This is a genomic window from Actinoallomurus rhizosphaericola, from assembly GCF_024055675.1.
In the GTDB taxonomy this organism is placed as follows: Bacteria; Actinomycetota; Actinomycetes; order Streptosporangiales; family Streptosporangiaceae; genus Actinoallomurus; species Actinoallomurus soli.
The window spans coordinates 1-3,426 of sequence record NZ_JAMXMW010000047.1; the positions used below are offsets into that span (position 1 = coordinate 1).

2 rRNA genes are annotated in these 3,426 nt (G+C 57.6%); both read left to right on the top strand.

Annotated elements, in window-relative coordinates:
* Window positions 1-87: 87 nt before the first annotated feature.
* A 23S ribosomal RNA gene (locus NE234_RS44010) occupies window positions 88-3,222 on the top strand.
* An 85-nt stretch (window positions 3,223-3,307) separates the two neighbouring features.
* A 5S ribosomal RNA gene (rrf, locus tag NE234_RS44015) occupies window positions 3,308-3,424 on the top strand.
* The last annotated feature ends 2 nt before the right edge of the window (window positions 3,425-3,426 follow it).

Consider the following 3,426-nt stretch of genomic DNA (forward strand, 5'->3'; position numbering starts at 1 on the left):
GGTGGTTTGGTGGTGGCTGGGGGTTGGTTCTGTCCGTGTTTTGAGAACTGCATAGTGAACGCGAGCATCTTATTCTTTTTGTAGTGTGTTCAAGTTTTTTAGGGCACACGGTGGATGCCTTGGCACCAGGAGCCGATGAAGGACGTGGGAGCCTGCGATATGCCCCGGGGAGTTGGCAACCGAGCGTTGATCCGGGGATTTCCGAATGGGGAAACCTAGCACCTGTCATGGGGTGTTGCCTCCGTCTGAATGTATAGGGCGGTTGGTGGTAACGCGGGGAAGTGAAACATCTCAGTACCCGCAGGAAGAGAAAACAACAGTGATTCCCTGAGTAGTGGTGAGCGAAAGGGGATGAGGCTAAACCATGCGCGTGTGATAGCCGGCGGGTGTTGCGTGTGTGGGGTTGTGGGAGCGCCCTTGCTTGGACCGCCGTCCGAGCGTGGAGTTATAAAACAGCAGGGTAGTCGAACGATCTGGGATGGTCGACCGTAGTCGGTGAGAGTCCGGTAGGCGAAATCTTGTTGTCTTCATTGGGTGTTTCCCGAGTAGCACGGGGCTCGTGAAATCTCGTGTGAATCTGCCAGGACCACCTGGTAAGCCTGAATACTCCCTGGTGACCGATAGCGGACTAGTACCGTGAGGGAAAGGTGAAAAGTGCCCCGGTGAGGGGTCGTGAAAGAGTACCTGAAACCGTGTGCCTACAAGCCGTCAGAGCTCCCGCGATCTTTCGGGGTCGTGGTGTGATGGCGTGCCTTTTGAAGAATGAGCCTGCGAGTTATGGTGTGTGGCGAGGTTAACCCGTGTGGGGGAGCCGTAGCGAAAGCGAGTCTGAATAGGGCGTTTTGAGTCGCATGCTGTAGACCCGAAGCGGAGTGATCTACCCATGGGCAGGTTGAAGCGCGGGTAAGACCGTGTGGAGGACCGAACCCACCAGGGTTGAAAACCTGGGGGATGACCTGTGGGTAGGGGTGAAAGGCCAATCAAACTCCGTGATAGCTGGTTCTCCCCGAAATGCATTTAGGTGCAGCGTCGCGTGTTTCTTGCCGGAGGTAGAGCTACTGGATGGCCTAGGGGGCCCACAAGCTTACTGAAGTCAGCCAAACTCCGAATGCCGGTAAGTGAAGCGTGGCAGTGAGACTGCGGGCGATAAGGTTCGTAGTCGAGAGGGAAACAGCCCAGATCACCGGCTAAGGCCCCTAAGCGTGTGCTAAGTGGTAAAGGATGTGGAGTTGCCGTGACAACCAGGAGGTTGGCTTAGAAGCAGCCATCCTTGAAAGAGTGCGTAATAGCTCACTGGTCAAGTGATTCCGCGCCGACAATGTAGCGGGGCTCAAGCACATCGCCGAAGCCGTGGCACTGCAACATTACCCAGGCGTACTTGTGCGTCCAGGGGTTGTGGTGGGTAGGGGAGCGCCGCGCCACCGGGGAAGCATCGGAGTGATCCAGGTGTGGAGGTGGCGCGGGTGAGAATGCAGGCATGAGTAGCGAATGAGGGGTGAGAAACCCCTCCGCCGGATGACCAAGGGTTCCTGGGGCAGGCTAATCCGCCCAGGGTAAGTCGGGACCTAAGGCGAGGCCGTGAGGCGTAGTCGATGGACAACGGGTTGATATTCCCGTACCCGCTGACACGCGCCCATGCTGAACCCACTGATACTAACCGTTCCAATCGTGGCTTGGTTCCTTCGGGAATCTTGCCGGCGTGCGGCCGGGACCTGAGGTGGTAGTAGGCAAGTGATGGGGTGACGCAGGAGGGTAGCTCAGCCCAGGCGATGGTTGTTCCTGGGGTAAGCATGTAGGGCGCACCATAGGTAAATCCGTGGTGCATTAAGCCTGAGATGTGATGCCGAGCCGATTTAGGTGAAGTGAGTGATCCCATGCTGCCAAGAAAAGCCTCTAGCGAGTGTGTCGGCGGCCCGTACCCTAAACCGACTCAGGTGGTCAGGTAGAGAATACCAAGGCGCTCGGGTGAACTGTGGTTAAGGAACTCGGCAAATTGCCCCCGTAACTTTGGGAGAAGGGGGGCCCCTGCTGGTGACCGGACTAGCTTCGTGAGCTGGTGGGGGTCGCAGATACCAGGGGGAAGCGACTGTTTACTAAAAACACAGGTCCGTGCGAAGTCGTAAGACGCTGTATACGGACTGACGCCTGCCCGGTGCCGGAACGTTAAGGGGACCGGTTAGCTGCTTTCGAGTGGCGAAGCTGAGAACCTAAGCGCCGGTAAACGGCGGTGGTAACTATAACCATCCTAAGGTAGCGAAATTCCTTGTCGGGTAAGTTCCGACCTGCACGAATGGCGTAACGACTTCCCCACTGTCTCAACCACAGGCCCGGTGAAATTGCACTACGAGTAAAGATGCTCGTTACGCGCAGCAGGACGGAAAGACCCCGGGACCTTCACTATAGCTTGGCATTGGCGTTTGGAGCGTCTTGTGTAGGATAGGTGGGAGACTGTGAAGCGGTGACGCCAGTCATCGTGGAGTCGTTGGTGAAATACCACTCTGGTCGTTTCGAGCGTCTAACCCGCGCCCGTGTATCCGGGTGGGGGACAGTGCCTGGTGGGTAGTTTAACTGGGGCGGTTGCCTCCCAAAGAGTAACGGAGGCGCCCAAAGGTTCCCTCAGCCTGGTTGGCAATCAGGTGTTGAGTGCAAGGGCACAAGGGAGCTTGACTGTGAGACAGACATGTCGAGCAGGTGCGAAAGCAGGGCCTAGTGATCCGGCACCGACGTGTGGAAGTGGTGTCGCTCAACGGCTAAAAGGTACCCCGGGGATAACAGGCTGATCTTGCCCAAGAGTCCATATCGACGGCAAGGTTTGGCACCTCGATGTCGGCTCGTCGCATCCTGGGGCTGGAGTAGGTCCCAAGGGTTGGGCTGTTCGCCCATTAAAGCGGCACGCGAGCTGGGTTTAGAACGTCGCGAGACAGTTCGGTCCCTATCCGCTGTGCGCGTAGGAGACTTGCGAGGGTCTGTCCCTAGTACGAGAGGACCGGGACGGACGAACCTCTGGTGTGCCAGTTGTACCGCCAGGTGCATGGCTGGTTGGCTACGTTCGGTCGGGATAACCGCTGAAAGCATCTAAGCGGGAAGCCTTCCTCCAGATGAGGTCTCCCAACCCTAGTGGTTGTAAGGCCCCCAGCTAGACGACTGGGTTGATAGGCCGGAGATGGAAGCACCGTGAGGTGTGGAGTTGACCGGTACTAATAGGCCGAGTGGCTTGACACACACTCGTTTTGTTCGCGTTCACTATGCGGTTCCCGGGACACGGCCGGGAACATTCAGACCCCCGAGACCGGTCTCATTTGGTCGTTTCGGTGGTTATGGCGAAGGGGAAACACCCGGTCCCATTCCGAACCCGGTAGTTAAGCCCTTCAGCGCCGATGGTACTGCACTGGAGACGGTGTGGGAGAGTAGGACGCCGCCGGACAC